Here is a 21,701-nt window from a genome sequence, read left to right on the forward strand (position 1 = left end):
CCCAACCACACGCTACAGGCCGCTTGCGGGTCGCAGCCCGGCACATGAGGTGTGCTTGCTTCATGCCTGACTCAGACAGTCAGGGCACAATGCGCGATCTTTTTCGCTCAGCCTTCATCCGGCCACCACGAATCCATGAGCCAACCTCAGCTTTCCGTCGTCGTCCCGGTGTTCAATGAGCGCGACAACGTCGCGGCCCTGGTCGAGGAAATCACGCGCGCCCTGCGCGGGGTGGTGGCCTTCGAAATCGTCTATGTCGACGACCATTCGCGCGATGACACCCTGGCGGTGCTGCAAGGCCTGAAGGCCACCACGCCGGAGCTGCGCGTGCTGCATCACGTGACCCAGAGCGGCCAGAGCACGGCCGTGCGCAGCGGGGTCAAGGCCGCGCGCGCCAGCTGGATCGCCACGCTCGACGGCGATGGCCAGAACGATCCGGCCGACATCCCCAAGCTGCTGATCGCGCGCAGCCAGGCACAGGCGCAGGTCAAGTTGTTCGCCGGGTGGCGGGTCAACCGGCAGGACTCCGGCTCCAAGCGCTGGGCCAGCAAGTGGGCCAATGCGATCCGCTCGCGCATGCTGCAGGACAATACGCCCGACACCGGCTGCGGCATCAAGCTGTTCGAGCGCGAGGCGTTTCTGGACCTGCCCTATTTCGACCACATGCACCGCTATCTGCCGGCCCTGATGCAGCGCGCCGGCTGGCGCACGGTGAGCGTGCCGGTGAACCACCGCCATCGCACCGCCGGCGTGTCCAAGTACAACAACCTCAATCGCGCCCTGGTCGGTATCCGCGACCTGCGCGGCGTGGCGTGGCTGATCACCCGCAGCAAGCGCACCGTGGTGGAGGAACGTTGATGGATCCGTCGTTTCTCGATCAACAGCTGACCTGGCTGTACTGGACCGGCATCCACGTCACCGGCTGGAAGCTGATCGGCTATGTGGGCGCACTGATGTTCGGCGGCCGCTGGCTGGTGCAGTTCGTGGCCTCCAAGCGCGCCGGCAAGCCGGTGATCCCGCGCCTGTTCTGGTACATGAGCGTGGTCGGCAGCCTGATGACGCTGAGCTACTTCGTGTTCTCGGCCAAGCAGGATTCGGTGGGCGTGCTGCAGAACCTGTTCCCGGCATTTACCGCGTTCTACAGCCTGTATCTGGACGTGAAGCATCGCGGCTGGAAGCGCGATCGCGCGGCGCATTGATGTGTTGCCGGGATTGCGGACGTGCGCGGTCACCGGCGCAGGCGATGGCCGTGCGGCCGGGGCAGGCGTCGCCAAGCCGCAGGGGTTGATGGACGTCTGAGGGCGCGATCGCCGCTTGGCATGTGTTGCGGTGCGGGCGCGTAGACCAGACGCGTGGCGTCTGCCGCGGTCCGGTGCGGGTGCCGACTGTGTGGCGACCGGATGGATCCGTCATGGCGGGTTGTCACGCGCGAGTGCCGGCGCTTGGTAGCCGAGTCGTACACGAGGCTGCGAAGCTTACCGACCTGCGCGCGGGAAGCTGACCGATAGTGCCGCCATCACCCCGTCGGCAGGCTGTGCGCATGTCCAGCACGCGCCACTTTCCCCTGCCCCTGCCGGCGCCCACTGCGGCGTGTTGGTCGCTGTGCCTGCATGCACATCAGGGTGTGCCTTTGTTTGCAGACTGGCGCTGCGCGCGTGCTGCGGCCGCCAGTCTGGCCCTGCCGGGCCAGTGGCCTGGCGCGCGGCTGCTGTGCTGGGTACTGCTGCCACAACGGTGGTGCGCCCTGGTGCAGGCACCGGGCAAGGCCACCGTGCTGCAGCTGGCGCTTGCTGCACGACAGGCCGCCGGCGATGCCGTCAATCGTGCGCGCGGGCGCGGCGGCACGGTCTGGCAGCCGGACATCGAGGCGACCGCGCTTGCGCCGCAGGCCGACCACCGCCACTTTGCGCGCAGCCTGGTGGCCTTGCCGTTGCGCGCGGGCCTGGCCGAGCGGATCGGCGCGTATCCGTATTGGGATGCGGTGTGGTTGCCCGACCAGCGCGATCCTGCACCACTGCGTGCGCCCCACCCTCCCGCGCAGCTGGCGGCAACAGGTGGCACGCGGTGAGCCGCGTCGACGCCGGCGCTCCATCGAGGCAGGCGGCCGATGTCCGCGTCGCGCGCGCCCTGGCGTTCTGCAGGCAGGGCGGTGCGCCGCAAGCGTGCGGTGTTCAGAACGCCAGCGGGTGTTCCGGCAGCAGGGCCTGCAGTTCGCTGCGGAACAGCGCGCGGATGCGCTCCAGCGCGGCCTCGCTGTCGGCCTCGAAACGCAGCACCAGGATCGGCGTGGTATTGGAGGCGCGCACCAGGCCCCAGCCGTCCACGAAGTCCGCGCGCAATCCGTCTATCGTGGACAGGCGCGCCGATTCGAACGGCGATTCTTCGCCGGCCTGCGCACGCTCCACAAACTGCGCCACCAGCGCATGCGCATCGCCGTCCACCGGGACCTTGATCTCCGGCGTGGACACGCTCTCGGGCAGCGCGTCCAGCACCTCGGACGGGGTTTCCTCGCGCTGGGCCAGGATCTCCAGCAGGCGTGCAGCGGCATAGATGCCGTCGTCGAATCCGTACCAGCGTTCCTTGAAGAAGAAGTGCCCGCTCATCTCACCGGCCAGTTCGGCGTCGGTCTCGCGCATCTTGGACTTGATCAGCGAATGCCCGGTCTTCCACATCAGTGGGCTGCCGCCGTTGCGCAGCACGTAGTCGGACAGCTTGCCGGTGCACTTCACATCGTAGATGACCAGCGCGCCGGGATTGCGCTGCAGCACGTCGGCGGCAAACAGCATCAGCAAGCGGTCCGGGAACACGACCGTGCCTTCCTTGGTCACCACGCCCAGGCGGTCGGCATCGCCATCGAAGGCCACGCCGATGTCTGCATCGAAGCGCTGCACCATGTTCACCAGGTCGTCGAGATTGTGCGGCTCGCTCGGGTCGGGGTGATGATTGGGGAAGGTGCCGTCAATATCGCAATACAGCGGCACGACCTCGGCACCGATGGCCTCCAGCAGGCGTGGCGCGATATCGCCGGCCGCACCATTGCCGGCGTCCACCACCACCTTGATCGGTCGGTCGAGCTGCACGTCGTCGGCAATGCGCTGGATGTAGGCATCGTTGATGTCGCGCTGCTCCAGGTCGCCAGGCGTGGCCGCGGTATGCAGCCGGCCTTCGTTGATGCGCTGATGCAGTTCGGTGATGGCCGCGCCGGACAGCGTCTCGCCCCCGATGACGATCTTGAAGCCGTTGTAGTCCGGCGGGTTATGGCTGCCGGTCACCGCCACGCAGCTGCCGGCGCGCAGTTCATAAGCACCGAAGTACACCACCGGCGTGGGCGCCAGACCGATGTCGGTCACGTTGCAGCCGGCACGCCGCAGGCCTTCGATCAGGCCAGTGGCCAGCTCCGGCCCGGACAACCGCCCATCGCGGCCCACCACCACATCGCGCAGCCCCTGCGCCTGCATCACGCTGCCGATGGCCTGGCCGATCAGCGCTGCAACCCCGGGAGTGAGCTCCTTCCCGACCACCCCGCGGATGTCGTAGGCGCGGAACATGTCGGTGGCGACCTGGACCACCGGCAGCGGCGGTGGCGGTGCAGGCGATACCGCCTGGTCCAGCGCACGCGCGTCGCTGGCAAGGCTGGCGTCGTGCTGCAGGCTTTGACTGAAGGTGGGCTCGTCGGCCGTGGTATCGCCGGCAACGCGACGACGTGGCAGTGCCACCCGGCCACGGCTGGCCAGCACCAGCAACACGGCAATGGCCAGCAACAAGGCGGCCACGATGGCGCACCCCAGCGCGCCCAGACCCAATGGGCCGTTGTCGCTCTGCGGTACCGCAGCGGCCACGCGCAAGCCACTGGTGCCGAGCGGGCGTGCCAGGGTTTCGGCGGCATCGGCCAGGCCTACGTCGCCTTGTTGGGCCACGTTGTAGCTGCCCTGGCGCAAGGCCAGGTAGGCGCTGCCGGGCACGGCGATCGCATCCAGCGGGCCGATCAGGCGCAACAGCGGCAGCCGGGCATACGCCACCGCCGGCTGCGCGCCCAGGCGCACCGCGGCAGCCACGCCCAAACGTACCTGCCTGGCATCGCGCACCACATGGACCTGCGCACGCTCGGCCACCAGCGCCGATTCGAGCAGACTCAGTCGCGCATAGCCGAAGTCCTTGGGATTGGCATAGGCGGCGGCCAGATCGCCGGGCAGCACCTGCACGTCCTCGGCGCCCTTGAAGCGCTCGCGGATCGCCGAGGCGGCGGCCAGCGCATCGCCGTTGGCCAACGCAGCGGCCACCGGCGGCTGTTTGAGCACCGCGTCGAGCTGGCTGGCCTGCGCAGACATTGCCTGGCTGACACCCTGCACGGCGCGATCGCGCGCCTGTTCCAGGTCGTGCGCAATCGCATCCTCACGCCATTGCGTGTAGCTGCTCCAGCCAAACCAGGCCGCCAGCAGCACCAGCACGCCCCCCAGCACCGGACCACTCGTACGCACGCTGGACATCGACTGCCTGCGCTCGTTCGCCTTGCTCATGTGACTCCCCCGTCAGCGCACGCCGGTGTGGCCGAATCCACCCGCTCCCCGCGCGCTGTCGACGAAAGTATCCACCACTTGCAAGCCCACGCGCACGATCGGAAGGATCACCAATTGCGCAATCCGGTCGCCCGGCTCGATGGTGAAGGCCTCACGGCCGCGATTCCAGGTACTGATCAGCAGCGGCCCCTGGTAGTCGGCATCGATGAGCCCGGTGCCGTTGCCCAGCACGATGCCGTGCCGGTGGCCCAGCCCCGAGCGCGGCAGGATCACCGCGCACACCTGCGGGTCGGCCAGATGGATGGCGATGCCGCTGGGAATCAGCGCCGCATCGCCCGGCTCCAGCGTCATCGGCGCTTCCAGGGCCGCGCGCAGATCCATGCCCGCGCTGGCTTCGGTGGCGTAGGCCGGCAGCGGCCACAGATCGCCGAAGCGCGGGTCGAGCAGCTTCACCTGCAAGGACTGGGTCGGGATGCTCATGCCTGCAATCTCTCCGCGATCAGGGCCAGCAACTGGTCGGCCAGTTCAGTCTTGCTGCTGCTGGGAAACACGCGCTCGCCCCCCTGCCAATAAGCGGTGGCGGCATTGTTGTCGCTTTCGAACCCGCCGCCTTCGATCCCCACCTGGTTGGCGATGATCAGATCCAGCCGCTTGGCTGCCAGCTTGCCACGCGCGTAGTGCTCCACGTCGTGCGTTTCGGCCGCAAATCCGACCACCAGCTTGAGCGCACCGGTCTGCGCGGCCACCTCGGACAGGATGTCCGGGGTGCGCACCAGTTCCAGGGTCAGGGTTTCGCCGGTCTTCTTGATCTTCTGCGCGACCACCCGCTTGGGGGTGTAGTCGGCCACCGCGGCGGCGCCGATGTAGATGTCGGCCGGGAACGCATCCAGTACCGCATCGCGCATCTGCGCGGCCGAGCGCACGTCGATGCGCTGCACGCCGGCCGGCGTGGTCTGGTGCACCGGCCCGCTGACCAGCACCACCTCGGCGCCCTGGCGGGCCGCGGCGGCGGCCAGGGCATAGCCCATCTTGCCGCTGCTGCGATTGCCGACGTAGCGCACCGGATCGAGGTCTTCGAACGTGGGGCCGGCGCTGATCACGATGCGCAGGCCCTCCAGTTGCGCGCTGCTGGGCAAGAAGGCCGGCGCAGCACTGATCGACGGCGCGGCGGCGAGCGTGGCGGCATCACCCGCCAGTGCGGCAATGATCGCCGCCGGCTCGGCCAGCCGGCCGGGGCCGGATTCGCCTTCGGCCAGCGGGCCGTCGTCCGGGCCCACCACGGCCACGCCGCGTGCACGCAACGTCGCCACGTTGGCCTGGGTGGCCGCATGCAGCCACATGCGATGGTTCATGGCCGGGGCCACGGTCAGCGGTGCAGTCGTGGCCAGGCACAGGGTGGTGACCAGATCGTCGGCCAGACCGTGCGCCAGGCGTGCCAGCAGGTCGGCGGTGGCCGGGGCCACGACCACCCGGTCGGCCCAGCGGGCAAGCTCGATATGCCCCATCGCCTGCTCGGCGGCGCTGTCCCACAGCGTGGTGCGGGTCGGGTGCCCGGACAGCGCCTGAAAGCTCAGCGGGGTCACGAACTGTTGTGCGCCGGCGGTCATGGCGACCTGCACCTGTGCGCCGGCGTCGCGCAGGCGACGGACCAGTTCAAGCGATTTGTAAGCGGCGATGCCTCCGCCGACGCACAGCAGCAAACGCTGTCCGTCCAGGGGGCGGGCCTGAGTGGAGCCGATCACGTCGGGGTCGTCCTACGGTTACAAGGACAACTAGATTAGCCGATGCCCCCGCTTGGCCTGATGGGCGTCGGCGATGAGCACCGGCAATCTCGCCATATGCACATACACGACTGGCCCACCCACGAACGTCCGCGCGAGAAACTTCTGGCGCGCAGTGCCGCTGCGCTTTCCGATGCCGAGCTGCTGGCGATCTTTGTCGGCTCGGGACTGCGCGGCCAGGATGCGGTGCAGACCGCGCGCGATCTGCTGGATCGCCACGGCCCATTGCGCCCGCTGCTGGATCGTCCGCCCAAGGTCCTGGCGCGGCTGCCCGGGCTGGGCCCGGCATCGGCGTGCAAGCTCAGCGCCGCGATGGAGCTGGCGCATCGCCACCTGATGAGCGAGCTGGAGCGCGGCGACGTGCTCAGCGACCCGCTCAGCGTGGGCCACTATTTTTCGCAGCGGCTGCGCGCGCGGCCCTACGAAGTGTTTGCGGCGCTGTTCCTGGACAATCGCCATCGCGCAATCGCCTTCGAGGAGCTGTTCACCGGCACCATCGACGGCGCCGATATCCATCCGCGTGAAGTGGTGCGCAAGGCGCTGCTGCACAACGCTGCGGCGGTGATCGTCGGCCACAACCATCCCTCCGGCAATCCGGAGCCGTCCGAGGCCGACCACGCAGTCACCGTGCGCCTGTCGCAGGGCCTGGAACTGGTGGATATCCGCCTGCTCGACCATTTTGTGATCGGCGATGGCCGCCCCGTCTCGCTGGCCGAGCGCGGCTGGCTGCGATGAGGCCGCCGCGTTGACCTGAACCATCACCCGGACCCCAGGGCCCGCGGTCGGGTAAAATCGCTGGTTTGGTTCCAAGCAGATCCCACGTGAAAGCCCTACTCCGCGCACTGATCGGCCAAGGCATCGAAGCCTTGCGCGCCAACGGCACCCTGCCTGCCGACACCCTGCCGCCGGATTTTGTGGTCGAGCGACCCAAGACACGCGAACACGGCGACTTCGCCACCAATGCGGCGATGCTGCTGGCCAAGGCGGCGCGCAGCAATCCGCGCGCGCTGGCGCAGGCGCTGGTGGCCGCACTGCCGGCCAGCGAGGACGTGGCCAAGGTCGAGATTGCCGGCCCCGGCTTCATCAACTTCCACCTCGCCCCCACCGCCTACCAGCGCGAAGTGGCGCATGTGATCAAGCAGGGCCACGACTACGGCCGCGGCCTGGCCGGCAATGGTCGCTCGGTGGGCGTGGAATACGTTTCGGCCAACCCGACCGGCCCGCTGCATGTCGGCCACGGCCGCGCGGCGGCGATCGGCGACAGCCTGGCGCGCGTGCTCGACGCCAACGGCTGGAACGTCAAGCGCGAGTTCTACTACAACGATGCCGGCGTGCAGATCGAAAACCTGGCGTTGTCGGTGCAGGCACGCGCGCAGGGGCTGACCCCCGACAGCGCGGGCTGGCCGGAGAACGGCTACCGCGGCGACTACATCGCCGACGTGGCCAATGCCTACCTGGCCGGCGACACCGTGGACCTGGAAGGCCACCTGGTCACCGGCACCAAGGATCCGGCGGACCTCGAATCGATCCGCCGCTTCGCCGTGGCCTATCTGCGTAACGAGCAGAACCACGACCTGGCCGCCTTCCGCGTCGATTTCGACATCTACTTCCTGGAAAGCTCGCTGTACAAGGACGGCAAGGTCGAAGAGGCGGTGCAAAAGCTCATCGCCTCCGGTCACACGTACGAGGAAGGCGGCGCGTTGTGGCTCAAGTCCACCGACTTCGGCGACGACAAGGACCGCGTCATGCGCAAGTCCGACGGCACCTACACCTACTTCGTGCCGGATGTGGCCTACCACCTGACCAAGTGGCAGCGCGGCTACGAGCGCGCGATCACCGAACTGGGCGCCGACCACCACGGCTCGCTGACGCGCGTGCGCGCCGGCCTGCAGGCGCTGGAACTGGGGATCCCGCAGGGCTGGCCGGAATACGTGTTGCACCAGATGGTCACGGTGATGCGCGGCGGCGAGGAAGTGAAGCTGTCCAAGCGTGCCGGCAGCTACGTCACCCTGCGCGATCTGATCGAAGAAACCAGCGCCGATGCGGTGCGTTGGTTCCTGATCGCGCGCAAGCCCGATTCGCAGCTCACCTTCGACATCGACCTGGCACGCGCGCAGAGCAACGACAACCCGGTGTTCTACGTGCAGTACGCGCATGCGCGTGTGTGCAGCGTGCTGCGCCAGGCGCAGGAAAAGGGCTACAAATACGAGCAAGGCCACGGTCTTGCCCAGCTCGCCCGGCTGGACGATGAGCACTCGCTCACCGTGATGCTGGAGCTGTCGCGTTACCCGGAAGTGGTGGAAATCGCCGGTCAGGCACTGGAGCCGTACCAGATCGCGCAATACCTGCGTGAATTGGCGCACGCCTTCCACACGTGGTATCACAACAGCAAGGTGCTGGTAGACGATGCCGCCGAGCGCGACGCCAAGCTCACCCTGGCGGTCGCAACGCAACAGGTGCTGGCCAACGGCCTGGAACTGCTCGGCGTCAGCGCCCCGGAAAAGATGTAAGCGCTGCCGGAAAACGCAGGCGCGGCGATCGACCGGGCGCGCGCGCGCCGCGCGGTCGCAGCGCGCGCGGGCCGTGCCAACTGCCGGGCGCAACCGCCTGACGGCGACGCGGATCGCGCGCGCTACACGCAGGGCCTTCCACGGCCCGCAACGACATGATTCGGAGAAGTGGTAGATGGCAGCACGACGCGGTAAGAGCCAGGCACGACGCAACACCAGCAATGGCACCCCCGGTTGGGTGTGGTTGGTGGCGGGCGCCGCGATTGCGGCAGTGATCTTCCTGGCCGCCCCCAACCTGTTCAAGAAGGACGGCGACGGCTTCCTGCGCGTGGGCCCGCGGGCCAACCCGGACGCCCAGCCCGAACCGGTGGCCGACGCCGACACCGATACCCCTGCCGAACTGCCCAAACCCAGCACGCCGCCTGCCAAGCCGCAGCCCAAGCCCGGCGATGCGCAGACTCAGTACGACTTCTATACCTTGCTGCCCGGCAAGGAAGTGCAGATGTCCGATGCCGAGCTGGCCGCCAGCGCACGCGCCGAAGAGGCCGCGCGTGCGCGCGCAGCGCTGGAAGGCAAGCCGGTGCCGCCAGCACCCGGTGCGGCCGCAAGCGTGGCCGCTGCCACGCCAGCCGCCAGCGTGCCGGTGCCCTTGAACGAATCTGCCGCCAGCGCACCCAAACCGCTGCCGGAAACCGCTCCGGCACGGCCGGCAGCCACGCCGGCGCCGGCCGGCACTGCGGCCATCACCACGCCCGCGGCCACGGCGCCGAAGCCTGCGACAACGCCTGCGGCTGCAGCGCCCTCGCCCGCTGCAGCGGTGGTGACCGACAACACCCGTTACATCCTGCAGGCCGGCTCGTTCGGCGCTTCCGGCGATGCCGAATCCACCAAGGCCAAGCTGGCGATGATGGGGCTGGCCGCACGCGTGGAATCGGCCGAAATCAGCGGGAAAACCGTCTATCGCGTGCGCATGGGGCCTTACGGCAGCGCCGGCGAACTGGCCGAGGCCAAGCAGAAACTCACCGGCAGCGGCCTGCCGGCCATTGCGATCAAGGCGCAGTAAGCGCGCATGCTGCGACGCTGTGCCGGGCTGTTGCTGGGAACGCTGGCACTGACCGGCACGGCCCAGGCCACCGATCAGATCCGCGACCGCATCCAGATCGACGGCCAGCAGGCAACGTTGCTGGCCGAGCCGTTGTCCGGGCCCCTGGATGACCCGGCCACCTGGACGCGCTTCGTGGCGCACGCACGCAGTGCGATGGGCAGCTGCACCGCCAACTGGCGCGGTTATCGCGCGGACTGGCGTCTGGACGCACAGCAGTTGGTGCTTGATCGCGTCGTGCTGGGCGCCTGCGCCGATGCGCCACCAACCTTGCCGTTGGACGTCCTGTTCCCCGGCCAGCCGGCGCCAGTGCCGGCCGTGTGGGTGGATGGCGAAGTGATCGTCGCACTGCCGTCCACCGCGACGCCTGCCACGCACGCAGCGGGCGCCTACGTGGTGCTGCGGCTGCGCCGTGGCCATGTCGTCTCGCGCGAGAGCGTGACCGAAGAGATGCTGCGTGCGCGGCGTGCCGCAATGGCAAGTCCGCCCCCTGCGCTCTGAAACTGCCTTGCAGTGAATCCTGAATCCCCCGTCCCCCTGGAGTTCCGCATGTCCAAGACCGCCCTGATCACTGGTGCCACCTCCGGATTCGGCAGCGCTGCGGTGCGCCGCTTCGCCGCCGCTGGCTGGAAGGTCATCGCCACCGGCCGACGCGCCGAGCGCCTGCAGGCGCTGGCGGCCGCGCTGCCGGCCGGCCAGGTCCACACCGCCGCGTTCGACATGCGCGATGCGCAGGCCCTGTCGGCTGCCATCGACGCGCTGCCGCCAGCGTTCGCCGACATCGATGTGCTGGTCAACAACGCCGGCCTGGCGCTGGGCACCGCGCCGGCGCAGCAGGCCGACCTGGCCCAGTGGCAGCAGATGATCGACACCAATGTCACCGCGCTGGTCACGCTCACCCATCGCCTGCTGCCGGCGCTGATCGCGCGCCGCGGCGCCATCATCAACATCGCCTCGGTCGCGGCCACCTACCCATACACCGGTGGCAACGTCTACGGCGGCACCAAGGCCTTCGTGCAGCAGTTCTCGCTGGGGCTGCGCGCGGACTTGCACGGCACCGGCGTGCGCGTGACCTCGATCGAACCCGGCATGGCCGAAACCGAATTCACCCTGGTGCGTACCGGCGGCAACCAGGCCGCCTCGGACACGCTGTATCGCGGTGCCACGCCGATGACCGCCGACGACATCGCCGAGCAGATCTTCTATGTCGCCAGCCTGCCGGCCCACTTGAACATCAACCGGCTGGAAATCATGCCGGTGACGCAATCGTTCGCCGGATTTCAGGTGGCGCGCGACGCGCAGTGACATGCCGCGGCATGCTGGACGCATGCATCGGCAAGGGCCGAGCGCGCACGGAGGCAAGACGCCATCGCGCAATGCCTGAGAAGCCGCGCACTGCGCGGCTTTTCTTCCAGGAACGCATTCATGCGATCAAGGCACGCGCGCGTGGCAACGGCGATGCCACACAGCGTCGTTTGCCAAGCAATCATCGGCATGAGATCGATGGCCGAAGTCTGACCAGAGCGCACGCGGCAGCAGTGGTGCTGAGCGGCGTGGGCACGCTACGCCGCCTCGGCACCACCGGCCGGCCTGGCGCGCTGCCGCAGCAACATTCCACGCAGGTGCAGGAAAGGCTGCTCCACCGCGTAGTGCAGCAACGCGCCCACCAGCAGCGCCACCCCGCCATAGACGGCAAATGCCAGCAGGCCGTGGCCGTCCAGCGCGGCGCCGAGCCAGCTCTGCGTCACATGGAACATGGCCTTGTGGGTCAGATACAGGCTGTAGGAGATGGCTGCCAGCCACGCTGCGCCCGGCACCCGCAGCCGGCCGAAGGCGCTGCCGGTGGCAGTGCCGGCCAGCACGAGCAATGCCAAGCCCAGCGAAAGCACCGGCCAGCCCACGGCATTGCCGATCAGGCCGGTGCGCTCGCGAAACAACCACATCGCCAGCGCCAGCACCGCCACGCCCGCCAGCAACCACGCGCTGCCGTACTGCTGCAGCCGTTGCCAGGTCTGCGGGCGGAAGACTTTCAGCACCGCGAGCATCACACCGGCCAGCAGGCCATCGAGGCGGTTCCAGGTGGGGTAGTAGATATCTTCGACGAACCAGTTGCGCTGCTGGCCATCGCCGATCTGGTCCAGCGCGGTGTTATGCAGCCAGGCGCTGGTGCGCAAGGCGATGCCTGCCACCACCACTGCCATGCATAACGCGATGAATCGCCCGGCCGACGGGCGCCGCAGCAACACCATGGCCAGCAGCGGAAACACCAGATAGAAGTGCTCCTCCACGCAGAGCGACCAGGCATGCGAAAACGCAGCCTGCTGGCCGTAATCGACGAACAGGTTCAGGGTGAAGGTGGCAAACATCCACCACGGCGCCAACCCGGGCGCCTCGCGAAACCCCGGCCATGTGATGTAGACGATCAGCACCAGCAGAAATGCCGGCAGGATGCGAAAGGCGCGACGCAGGTAGAAATCGGTGAAGTCCAGCCGCTGCCCGCGCGCCAGCGGCGTCAGCACCTGGCTGCCGATCAAAAAGCCGCTCAGCACGAAAAACAGGTCCACGCCCATCCAGCCATAGCGCGACAGCCACGCCCAGTCCGGCCCCAGCCCGCCGACCACGAACGAATGGAACAGCATCACCCAGACGATGGCGATTGCACGCAGCAGGTCCAGGGCGGGATAGCGCATGCGCACGCTCGATGACTGAAGGACGTCGATTGTGCCGCATGGCCGGTGTGATGGCGCCGGGATGTGGCGGCCGTGTCGTTGCCATTGCATCGGGCAGTGCCGCCCCGGCATGCCATGCGACCGCAGACAGTCCCTGTCGGTGATGCGCGCATCGCCATCCATCAGCGGCAACGCGGGTGCAGGTCAACCTGGTGGGGGCACGACACCGGCACCGCGATCGTCGCGCCATCGCAGCAGCTGCTGCCGCTCCAGGCGAGCGGCGTGACATGGCTCCAGCGCCCTACTGCGCGCCACGGCAGTGCCGCAGCGCGTGCACGATCAGCCCAATGGTTCGTCGGACAGATAGGTGTAGCCGGTCAGCCCGGCTTCCAGCGCGTCGCTCAGTTCCTTTGCGCGCTCCGGTGGCAGCTGCGCGGCGGCGATGCGTTCGGCGTAGGTCGCGCGCAGCGTATCCAGCTGATAGCCCACGTAGTCGAGCATCACGTCGGTGGTATCGCCGCGACGCTGCTGCACGATGCGATAGCCATCGCCGTCCACCGCCACTTCCACCGCGTCGGTATCGCCGAACAGGTTGTGGATGTCGCCGAGAATTTCCTGGTAGGCACCGACCAGAAAGAAGCCGATGCGGTAGCTCTCGCCCGGGTTCAACGTGTGCAACGGCAACGAGCTGTCCAGGCTCTCGTTCTCGACATAGGTCTTGACCATGCCATCGGAATCGCAGGTCATGTCGGCGATGATGCCGCGCCGCTGCGGCGCTTCGTTCAGGCGTTCGATCGGCACGATCGGGAACACCTGGTCGATCGCCCACACATCCGGAATCGACTCGAACACGCTGAAGTTGACGAAGTACTTGTCCACCAGCCGCTCGTTGAGCTCGTCCAGTACCGGGCGGTGGCTCTTTTCGTCGAAACTCAACCGCGCACGCACGCCGTGCGCGATGGCATAGAACAGGTCATCGATACGCGCACGATGGGTCAGGTCGATCTGGCCCAGGGCGTAGGCGCTCAAGCCCTCGGCATGGAAGTGCTGCGCCTCCTGGAACAGTTCCACCGCCGGGCGCACATCCAGTTCGTCGTGGATCTCGCGCAGGTGGCGGATGGCCGCCGGTTCATCGTCGTGCGCATCGGGCACGCGGCCTTCCGGCGCCTGCTCCACTTCGGAGACATTGGTAATCAGCACCGCATGGTGCGCAGTCATTGCGCGCCCGCATTCGGTGACGATGCGCGGCGGGGTCAGGCCGTGCTCTTCGCAGGCGCTGGCCAGGGGCTGCACGATGTTGCTGGCGTACGAATGCAGGCCGTAATTGATCGAGCAATAGCTGCGCGAGCGGGTGCCTTCGTAATCGATGCCCAGGCCGCCACCGACGTCGACATGGCTGATCTTGGCGCCCAGGCGCGACAGCTCCACGAAATAGCGGGTGGCCTCGCGCATGCCGTTGGCGATGTCGCGCACGTTGGAGATCTGCGAGCCCATGTGGAAATGCAGCAGATTCAGGCTGTCGGCGTACTCGGTGTCGCGCAAGGTCTTCCACAGGTCCAGCACCTGCCGGGGCGACAGCCCGAACTTGGCCTTGTCGCCACCGCTGTTCTGCCACTTGCCCGCGCCCAGCGAGGCCAGGCGCATACGCACGCCCAGGCCCGGCTTGACGTCCAGCGCGCGTGCTTCTTCCAGCACCAGCTTCAGCTCGGAAGGCTTTTCGATGACGATGAAGGTCTGCAGGCCGAGCTTGCGCCCGATCAGCGCCAGGCGGATGTATTCGCGGTCCTTGTAGCCGTTGCACACGATCAGCCCGCCCGGGCGCGACAGCGCCAGCACCGCCATCAGCTCCGGCTTGCTGCCTGCTTCCAGCCCGAAACCGTCGCCGTGGTGGCCGGCCAGGGTACCGGCCACGCCGCGGTGCTGGTTGACCTTGATCGGGTACACGGCGGTATAGCCGCCGGCGTAGTCCCACTCCGACTGCGCCTGCGCAAAGGCCGCCTGCAGCTTGCCCAGGCGCTGGCCCAGGATGTCCGGGAAGCGCACCAGCAGCGGCAGCTTGGCGCCGGCCGCACGCGCGGCGTCCACCACTTCGGGCAGCGACACCGACGGGCCGTCGGCGGTCGGGCTGACCACCACGTGGCCGGCGGCGTTCACATCGAAATACCCATCGGCCCAATGCGGGATCGAGTAGGTCTTGCGGGCTTGGTCGAGGGACCAATCGCTCATTTCGCTGTCTCGGCTGGAATAAAAAAGGGCGTGAAGTGTAACGCCTGGCATGCGCAGGGTCCGTTACAATCCGCGCCGACTTCACGCCCCTCTCCTGCTGGAGCGGGGTGGAATGCAGGTTCAGCCGCTGCGCAGGTTGACTGCACGAGGCTGCGCCCGACCCTCATCCGGCGCTTTGCGCCACCTTCTCCCGGTGGGAGAAGGGACAGCTCCCCTTCTTTTCAGGATTTTTGCATGAGCGCCAACGACAACTGGTACATCGAACACTTCCAGCCCACCGGGTCGGCGATCGGCTTCCGCATCAGCGGCAAGCTGGACGAGGTGCAGTCCCCGTTCCAGAAGATCGAGATCTACCAGACCACGGACTGGGGCAAGCTGATGCTCATCGACGGCGCGGTGATGCTGACCAGCCGCGACAACTTCTTCTATCACGAGATGATCAGTCACCCGGCGCTGTTCACCCACCCCGCGCCCAAGCGCGTGGTGATCATCGGCGGCGGCGACTGCGGCACCCTGCGCGAGGTGCTCAAGCACCCCGGCGTGGAAAGCGCCACCCAGTGCGATATCGACGAGCAGGTCACCCGCATGTCGGAGACCTATTTCCCCGAGTTGTGCGATTCCAACCACGATGCGCGCGCCGAGCTGTTGTTCGACGATGGCGTGGCCTACATGGCCAATTGCCCGGCCGGCAGCGTGGATATCGTGATCGTCGACTCCACCGATCCGGTGGGCCCGGCCGAGGGCCTGTTCAACAAGGCGTTCTACGAGAGCTGCTTCAAGGCGTTGAAGGACGACGGCATCCTGGTGCAGCAGTCCGAATCGCCGCTGGCGCTGCTGGACCTGATCAACGAGATGCGCACCGAAATGGGCAAGGCCGGCTTCCAGTCGTTCAAGACCCTGCCGTTCCCGCAGCCGTGCTACCCCACCGGCTGGTGGAGCGTGACCATGGCCAGCAAGCAGGCCAAGGCCGATTTCGCGTTCCGTCAGGATGCCGCGCAGGCCAAGGGCTTCGAGACGCTGTATTACACCGCCCACCTGCACACCGGCGTGCTGGTCGCCCCGCCGTTCGTGGCCAAGGCACTGGGCGAGTAAGCGCAGCGAACAACCCTTCGCCTGCGGGCGCGGAAGGCGCGCGCAGGCGCGATGCTTGAATGGTTGCGGCCGATTGACGACACCGGCCGCAACGGCCTGGAAGTGACGCCCAGGCTGTCGGCAGCCGCCCGTTGACGAGACTGCCTGCGCCCCTGTAGCGCGGGCTTATCTGCCAGTGCGTTGCGCCTGGTGTGCTGGCGCACCGATGCCGATGGTGCGGCGATGCGCCGCTCACATTCCCTTGAACGGCGATCGATCGACAGTGCAGCCGTGCGCGGGAAGCATCGGTCTTGCGCGCCATTGCAGCGTCACGCTGCCGTCGATGCCGCTGCCCATGCCATGCCGACCAATGTATGAGCCTATAACCGGGCCAGGACTTCCGTTTTCTTGGCGTCGAATTCGTCCTGCGTGACCAGCCCCGCATCCAGCAATTGCTTGAGCTTGCTCAACACCTGCACCGGATCGTCTGTGGCGGGAACGGCACCGCCCTGAGATGGCACTGCCGCCCCTTGCGCACCCGGCGCATGCACCACCACGCCACCGGCCGCCGCACGCAACTTGTCGATCTCCAGCTGCTGGCGCTTTTCGTAGGCCGATTCTTCCACCTGCTGCGCATAGGCATAGACGCGCCGCGCCTGCTTCTTGGGCAGGCTATCGATGGAGGCGGAGGTGCCCTGGGTGGTGCGGCACATGATGGTCGCCCCGAGCATCTGTTCGCTCATGTGCACATCGAGCACCTCGCGCCAGGGGAAGTCGCGGAATGTCATGCCAAACAACGTGGGGTAGACCACGATGAACCTGCGGTTGGTCAGCACCACCGCATCCGGCGACAGGTTCATCACCATCTTCTTCTGCACCGCGATGTACTCGACCTGCTCGTCGCGGGTCAGCAACTCACTGACCTTGGGCAGGATCTTGCCGACTGCCACCGGATCCTGCTCGTCTGTCAAAAACTGCGCCACTGCATCCATAGGCCCTCGCCAACGGCTGAATCACTGCGTTGACCACGACACTACAACAACCTGCATGGATGGCTATGCAATGCCGGTGAGCTCCGGCGGCACGGCGTCACCTGCGCTGCGTTCCACTGCGCAGCCGATGCAACGCTAGCTCACGAAAAAGGGCGGACGTTGCCGCCCACCCTTCGTGACCATCGAACCGCATCAGAAGCGGACTTCGGCTCCGAAGCTCAGCACTTCGGCACGATTGATCGTGAGGTCCTCGTAGTCGTCGTAATACTCGTCAGCGTAGACATAATTCGTGTAAAGCGCGCTCAAGCTGACGTGCTTGCCGATATCTACACCAAGACCGGCGCCGACGTAGGCGCCATAGACGCGCTCGTTGTAGTCCTCACCTTTCGCTTTGCCGCCCCAATAGCCCAGCCGCACAAGCGCAAAAAGGGGAACATCGCCAAAGTTGAAGCGCGCCGTTCCACCGATGCTGCCAAAATCCACATTGGGAATGACGACAAAGCCATCCGCATCCTTGGAACCATCCACTTTCCCGGTTGCGGCTTCGATGCCGATCAATGTGACCGGACCTGCGCGCCAGCGGTAGCCAACGTTAAAGCCCTGCATATCCTGCTTGCCGTTTTCAAACACCTTGGCTTTGCCACTCTGCACGCCAAGGAACAGGCCGCTCTTGAGGCGCTGCTCTTCTTCGCGCGGCGGCGGCGGTACGTAGGCCGGCGCGACCGGCGCCGCCACTACCGACGCCTGCTCGGCCACCGTACTGAATCCGCCAGCCTCACCGGTCTGGCTGGTGCCGCTTCCACCGACGGCAACCGGCGCGCCGCCGATGCCGGCTTGCGAGGTGCGCGATGACTGCGCTGCCGGCGCGCTCGCGTCCTGGGTGCCGGTCTGCTGCTTTTGCTGTTGCCGGTAGCTGTCCCAGCCGCGCGACAACGATTGCGCCGAGGCCTGTGCCGTGACGCCGAAGGCCGTGCAGGCCAACAGCAGTGTTGCGGTCCTTTTCATCGCTTCCCCCAATGAGTCGTACTCCATCGTTCCCGCATCCTTGCGCACGCAGGGGTTACCTGACGGCGTCTGGAAGTGGCGCAGTTGCTGTCGAATTCGGGGGCTTTCCCGGCATCACCGGATGTCGTGCGACATCGATCCAGGCGCCGCCCCTGAGAACGTGCCCGTACTAACGCGTGATGCAGCCCCCTGACCGCAGCCGGCACAGTGTCTGGAGTCTCAGCAGCTGTCAAGAAGAGATGTGACCGCTCACGCCCGGTTGAAGCGACCGCAAGTCAGGCGCTGATCGAAGCAGGCAGCTGGCATCGCCAATGCCGGCTTCCTGCGCGCGCACGCGCGGCCCCACGCAATGCCCGCGAACCTTTCGGGACGAGGCCGCCAAGCGACTGATTAGCAACGCCGTTCCACCTCCGGAACATTTCATTTGTTAAACAACTGTAATTTCAATACTCACAAGTTCTAAAATTGCGCAGACCGATCCCTCGCGATCATCGTGAACCTGCGCAACGCGCGACATCTCCGCGCCGCCAAGGTCCGGAGAACTGCCATGCACTACCAACCGCTGGACGTATCCAGCCTGCACGTTGTCACGCCCGTGTTGCTCAAGCAGGGCACCCGCCTGCTGGAACCCGACGTCTACCGCACCCACATGGATGGGCAACTGGCGGTGGTCAAGGACTACGGCCGCTACCGCCGCACGCTGCTGGCGCCGGTCGCGCGGCTGATGGTGCGCCATGAGGCCAGGATGCTGGAACAGCTGAAGGGATGGCGGCATGCGCCGGCCCTGCTCGGCACGCTGGGTGGCCTGGCGCTGGGCATGGAATTCATTCCCGGCGACACCCTCAGCGCCAGCGCGGTGGTGGGCCAGGAGGTCTTCCAGCAACTGCAGCAGGCGTTACGCCGGCTGCATGCGTTCGGCATCACCCATAACGATCTGCATGGCACCAATGTGGTGGTCAGTGCGGGCGTGCCGGTGCTGATCGATTTCACTTCGGCGTGGCGATTCCCGCGCTGGTTGCGTCGCGGCACGCTGGCGCGTCAGCTGCAACGCAGCGACGTGGCCAACTTCCAGAAAATGCGCCAGCGCCTGGCCGGCATCGCACCGACGGCCGACGAAGCCGCACACAGCGCCGAACCGCGCTGGGTGCATGCCGTTCGCAGCGGCTGGAAGCGGCTGTATCGGCGTCTGAAAGGCACTGCGTAACCAGCGCTGCTGGCCGGGAGCCGCTTTGGAGCGGCTGGCCAACGTTGTGGCGTCATCCGCTGCGTCGATCGCATCGGTTTGATCTGCAGCGCGGAACGTCCCCGAGTGCTCTGTGCATACCACGTGCTGCGACGCGGATGGCTAGGGCGCTCGCGCGGTTGCCTGCACCGCAACGCGAACAGTCACCCATGCGCGTCGCGGTGCCTGCGCACTAACCCATCACTTTGCTGCTGCCGAAGCGGCAACTGCCGGCGTGCGATAGGCGATCAGGCTCGGTGCATCGGTGACAAAGCGGTCGAGCACGCCGTCGGCGATCTTGACCGGGCCCCCGAAGCGGGTGGCGCCGGGAATCGATGGAATGGCTGCCGCTTTGGCTGCAAGCGCAGCCGCGTCCGCAAACAATGCCGGTGCCTCGGTGCCGCCGCGATTGGCGGCATCCAGCCCGGCTGCGGTCTGCTGCAGCGCGCGGCCCCAGCCTTCCATTGCCTCCAGCCAGGGACGCGATTGCGCGGCAAAGCCCTTGTCGGCCACGCCGTCACGGATGATCTGCGGCGCGGCGGCCATCTCGTCGGCCGTACGCGCCAGCTCGGCAATCGCCTGCGTGCGCGCGGCCGCATCGCCCAGCGCGATCGCTTCGCGCACATGGTCGAGCACGGCCTTCAGCCGTGGCGCCTGTTCCTGCCACGGCTGGCTGCCGAAGGTGGGCGCCAGGTGCTGGGTGTCGAAGAAGGTCAGCAAGGCCGCGGTGACGCGCGCATCGCCGCCGGCCAGATCGCGCGCTGCTGCATGCCAGGTGCGTTGTGCGTCGTAGCCTTTGTCGTTCCAGGCGAAGGCGGTCAAGCCCATTACCGCCACGCGGCTGGGCACTTCCTGGTTCATCGGGTTGGAGACGATGCCCGACAATTCGGCCGACAGGCCGGCCTCGCGCCGCGCGTAGGGCGCCATCAACAGGCGTCCGGCCGAGGTTTCGAAATCGTTGACCGGGTAGTTGTCCCACAGCAGCGTCTTGCGGCCGAACGCCTTGGTGGCGGCGCGCGCATCGGGAATGGAGATGGCCGGCGGCACCACGTCGGTGCCGGTCCACTGCACCACGATCTTCGGGTCCAGATGCTTGCGCAGCGCTTCCTTGTATGGACTCTCTTTGGCGTCGTAATACTCGGTCGGCACCATGATCAATTCCGACGCTGCATCGTGCCGCGCAACCAGATCGGCCTGCACCAGATTGAGCAGGTGCGATTGCGCGATGCCCGCCGCCTGCGCACCGGACTCACCGAAGGTGGTCTTGTCGCGTTCGCAGTTCCACTTGGTGTATTCGATGTCGTCCAGCGCCACATAGAAGCTGCGCACGCCCAGCACGCGGAACGCATCGAACTTGCGCAGCAGTGCCTTGGCGTCGGCGGGATCTGAGAAGCACACGGTCGGGCCCGGTGAGATCGCGTAGACGAAATCGACGTGATTGCGCTTGGCGGTGGCAGCCAGCTGGCCGAGCGCCTTCAAGGTCGGTTTCGGATACGGCTCGCGCCAGCGGTCGCGCGCGTACGGATCGTCCTTGGGGCTGTAGATGTAGGTGTTGGCCTTGGTACGGGCAAGAAAGTCGATGTGCTTGCTGCGGTCGCTCATCGACCACGGCGCACCGTAGAAGCCTTCGATCGTGCCGCGGATCGGCATGGCCGGGTAATCCTGGATCACCAGCGTCGGGATGGCCGGCCGCGCGAGCAGCTGAAGCAGCGTCTGCGCGGCGTGGAACAGGCCATCGCCGTCGTGGCCGGCCAGGGTGATCAGGCTGCCGCGATCCAGGGCAACGCTGGCCAGCGTGTAGCCCTCCTTGTGCGTGTCCTGCACAGCCTTGCTGCGCGTCAGCGCATCGCGCACCACTGCCGCATCGCCAGTGCCAAGCACGATGTGCGGGCGGTCCAGCGTGGCGGGCAGACGCGTGGCAATGGCAATGTTGCTGACGCCGGCCGTGGTGAGGATGCCGCGCACCAGCGCGACTGTCGCCTTGTCCGCGCCCGGCGCGACCACCAGCACCACGGACCGGCCCAGGCTGATCGTCTCGCCATCCAGGGTGATCGACACCGGGGTCGGAAAGATCGCCGGCTGGGTGACCGGCTCGGCCAGCGCCGATGTCGCCAGGCCCAGCGCCACCATCATCGGGAGCAGGCGCAAGCCCGACTTGCCACTGCGTCGCTTCATGTCCGAACTCCGGTATTGGAATGGTATTAACGCCTAGAGTAGGCAAGTCGCTACGCGGGGACAAGAGCGCGCCGTGCCTTGGGTCGAGTCCGTTTTGCGCGTGACGAAAACCGTTGTTGCCTAGTTTCCGCAATACGGCGACGGCGCTGCGCAGCCTGCAGGCTGCGGTATTGAAATGGTATGAAGCGAGATGGCTACGCGGCTCGGAGCGACAGCCGACTCACGGTCAACGGATTCTTGTCGGTACCGGTAGGCGCACCGCTGGTTGGTGCGTCGTTCATGGAGGCAGCCGCCAGGCAACCGCAAACCCCGTCGCGCAAGCCCTTTGGCATCACGCGCTGGCCTGCTTGTCGTCGATCGGGCCCGTTGATGCCGACACGTTCGACCCGGGCATCGCGGTCGCGCGGAGACCAGCAACGCCGCCGCAGGCT

Annotated in this window: 18 protein-coding genes; 10 read left to right on the plus strand and 8 right to left on the minus strand. The window is 67.0% G+C overall.

Going from position 1 to position 21,701, the window contains the following annotated elements; genetic code table 11:
* The first annotated feature begins 135 nt into the window (after positions 1-135).
* The 3 genes from ACCQ10_RS18840 to ACCQ10_RS18850 all read left to right on the plus strand — a co-directional run bounded on the left by ACCQ10_RS18840 (position 136) and on the right by ACCQ10_RS18850 (position 2,068).
* A complete protein-coding gene (locus ACCQ10_RS18840) occupies positions 136-858 on the plus strand; it encodes a glycosyltransferase family 2 protein (protein WP_166744870.1) in 723 nt (240 codons plus the stop codon).
* Complete coding sequence (locus tag ACCQ10_RS18845) at positions 858-1,199, plus strand: lipid-A-disaccharide synthase N-terminal domain-containing protein (RefSeq protein ID WP_228313575.1); 342 nt, start codon at positions 858-860, stop codon at positions 1,197-1,199. Before ACCQ10_RS18840 ends, ACCQ10_RS18845 begins: the two co-directional genes overlap by 1 nt.
* A gap of 308 nt (positions 1,200-1,507) precedes the next feature.
* Positions 1,508-2,068 (plus strand): hypothetical protein, encoded by a 561-nt coding sequence (locus ACCQ10_RS18850; protein WP_372361562.1) that lies wholly within the window; start codon positions 1,508-1,510, stop codon positions 2,066-2,068.
* 103 nt (positions 2,069-2,171) lie between these two features.
* On the opposite strand, the gene ACCQ10_RS18855 is transcribed toward ACCQ10_RS18850, so the two are convergent.
* Genes ACCQ10_RS18855 through coaBC form a run of 3 tightly spaced genes read right to left on the minus strand, consistent with a single transcriptional unit; the run spans position 2,172 to position 6,259 of the window.
* The gene (locus ACCQ10_RS18855) at positions 2,172-4,517 is read right to left on the minus strand and encodes a phosphomannomutase/phosphoglucomutase (protein WP_372361563.1); all 2,346 of its coding nucleotides are present in this window, start codon (positions 4,515-4,517) and stop codon (positions 2,172-2,174) included.
* A 12-nt stretch (positions 4,518-4,529) separates the two neighbouring features.
* Complete coding sequence (dut, locus tag ACCQ10_RS18860; RefSeq protein WP_039411114.1) at positions 4,530-4,997, minus strand: dUTP diphosphatase; 468 nt, start codon at positions 4,995-4,997, stop codon at positions 4,530-4,532.
* A complete protein-coding gene (coaBC, locus tag ACCQ10_RS18865; protein ID WP_372361564.1) occupies positions 4,994-6,259 on the minus strand; it encodes a bifunctional phosphopantothenoylcysteine decarboxylase/phosphopantothenate--cysteine ligase CoaBC in 1,266 nt (421 codons plus the stop codon). The genes dut and coaBC overlap by 4 nt, the downstream gene beginning before the upstream one ends.
* 96 nt (positions 6,260-6,355) lie before the next feature.
* Here coaBC and radC point away from each other — a divergent pair, with 96 nt between their 5' ends.
* From radC to ACCQ10_RS18890, 5 genes are all read left to right on the plus strand, one after another.
* Positions 6,356-7,033 carry a RadC family protein gene (radC, locus tag ACCQ10_RS18870; RefSeq protein WP_039411118.1) on the plus strand — a complete coding sequence of 226 codons (678 nt, stop codon included), beginning with the start codon at positions 6,356-6,358 and terminating at the stop codon, positions 7,031-7,033.
* A gap of 86 nt (positions 7,034-7,119) precedes the next feature.
* Entirely contained in the window at positions 7,120-8,808 is a 1,689-nt protein-coding gene (gene argS, locus ACCQ10_RS18875; protein ID WP_039411120.1) for an arginine--tRNA ligase, read from the plus strand.
* A gap of 175 nt (positions 8,809-8,983) precedes the next feature.
* On the plus strand, positions 8,984-9,871 hold the full coding sequence (locus ACCQ10_RS18880; protein ID WP_355605521.1) for an SPOR domain-containing protein: 888 nt from the start codon (positions 8,984-8,986) through the stop codon (positions 9,869-9,871).
* A gap of 6 nt (positions 9,872-9,877) precedes the next feature.
* On the plus strand, positions 9,878-10,411 hold the full coding sequence (locus ACCQ10_RS18885; protein WP_372361565.1) for a hypothetical protein: 534 nt from the start codon (positions 9,878-9,880) through the stop codon (positions 10,409-10,411).
* Between the two features lie 48 nt (positions 10,412-10,459).
* Positions 10,460-11,215 carry an SDR family NAD(P)-dependent oxidoreductase gene (locus ACCQ10_RS18890; RefSeq protein ID WP_372361566.1) on the plus strand — a complete coding sequence of 252 codons (756 nt, stop codon included), beginning with the start codon at positions 10,460-10,462 and terminating at the stop codon, positions 11,213-11,215.
* A 257-nt stretch (positions 11,216-11,472) separates the two neighbouring features.
* Here the strand turns inward: ACCQ10_RS18890 and ACCQ10_RS18895 are convergent, their stop codons facing one another.
* Entirely contained in the window at positions 11,473-12,600 is a 1,128-nt protein-coding gene (locus ACCQ10_RS18895; RefSeq protein ID WP_372361567.1) for an acyltransferase family protein, read from the minus strand.
* Positions 12,601-12,918: 318 nt separating this feature from the next.
* On the minus strand, positions 12,919-14,805 hold the full coding sequence (gene speA / locus ACCQ10_RS18900) for an arginine decarboxylase (protein WP_372361568.1): 1,887 nt from the start codon (positions 14,803-14,805) through the stop codon (positions 12,919-12,921).
* Positions 14,806-15,039: 234 nt separating this feature from the next.
* Between speA and speE the strand changes: the two genes are divergently transcribed.
* A complete protein-coding gene (speE, locus tag ACCQ10_RS18905; RefSeq protein WP_372361569.1) occupies positions 15,040-15,897 on the plus strand; it encodes a polyamine aminopropyltransferase in 858 nt (285 codons plus the stop codon).
* 359 nt (positions 15,898-16,256) lie between these two features.
* Here speE and ACCQ10_RS18910 read toward each other — a convergent pair whose 3' ends face one another.
* Entirely contained in the window at positions 16,257-16,868 is a 612-nt protein-coding gene (locus tag ACCQ10_RS18910) for a PH domain-containing protein (protein ID WP_166752626.1), read from the minus strand.
* Positions 16,869-17,060: 192 nt separating this feature from the next.
* The gene (locus ACCQ10_RS18915) at positions 17,061-17,873 is read right to left on the minus strand and encodes an outer membrane beta-barrel protein (protein WP_184372117.1); all 813 of its coding nucleotides are present in this window, start codon (positions 17,871-17,873) and stop codon (positions 17,061-17,063) included.
* A 547-nt stretch (positions 17,874-18,420) separates the two neighbouring features.
* Here ACCQ10_RS18915 and ACCQ10_RS18920 point away from each other — a divergent pair.
* Positions 18,421-19,077, plus strand: a complete 657-nt coding sequence (locus tag ACCQ10_RS18920; RefSeq protein ID WP_372361570.1) for an RIO1 family regulatory kinase/ATPase domain-containing protein — start codon at positions 18,421-18,423, stop codon at positions 19,075-19,077.
* A gap of 219 nt (positions 19,078-19,296) precedes the next feature.
* On the opposite strand, the gene ACCQ10_RS18925 is transcribed toward ACCQ10_RS18920, so the two are convergent.
* Positions 19,297-21,270, minus strand: a complete 1,974-nt coding sequence (locus ACCQ10_RS18925; RefSeq protein ID WP_372361571.1) for a glycoside hydrolase family 84 protein — start codon at positions 21,268-21,270, stop codon at positions 19,297-19,299.
* Between the last annotated feature and the right edge of the window lie 431 nt (positions 21,271-21,701).

This window comes from Xanthomonas sp. NCPPB 1325, assembly GCF_041477645.2.
GTDB lineage: Bacteria > Pseudomonadota > Gammaproteobacteria > Xanthomonadales > Xanthomonadaceae > Xanthomonas > Xanthomonas cannabis.